Annotated in this window: 1 protein-coding gene; it reads right to left on the minus strand. The window is 38.1% G+C overall.

The features are described from left to right. A partial coding sequence (locus FCS21_RS17705) for an endoribonuclease YicC domain-containing protein (protein ID WP_138624494.1) occupies positions 1-473 on the minus strand: 473 nt, incomplete at both ends.

Raw genomic sequence — 473 nt, forward strand, 5'->3', positions numbered from 1 at the left:
TTTCACGTCCCATTTCTTGGGTGATGAAACCTAATTTTCTACCGTTAGCTTCGGTTCCGTTGATGGTTTCCAGGAAATAATCCAGGTGATTCGTCAAACGTACTTTTTCTTCGGTGATGTCTAATTTCTCTAAATAATAAATCAATTCTTGCTCGAAACGATTTTCATCTACATTCACTTTTAATTCTGAGATTGCAGTTTGTAAACGGTCTTTTATTGCCTGAACGCGTTCTGGATCAAGTGCCAAAGCTTCGGTCATGTATTGACGAATATTGCCAATTCGCAATTGAAATTCTTTTTCAAGAGACATTCCTTCATCTTTTCTAAAATTCAGGATGTTTTGCAACGCTTCTTCGATAACGGTTTGGATTTGTACCCAGTCGTTTTCATCGATTTCATCGCGTTCTATTTTCATGGTGTCCGGCATGCGAATTGCCATTTTCATTAGTTCGGTTTCATCAGCATCAGCATAT

The organism is Colwellia ponticola, assembly GCF_005885605.1.
In the GTDB taxonomy this organism is placed as follows: Bacteria; Pseudomonadota; Gammaproteobacteria; order Enterobacterales; family Alteromonadaceae; genus Colwellia; species Colwellia ponticola.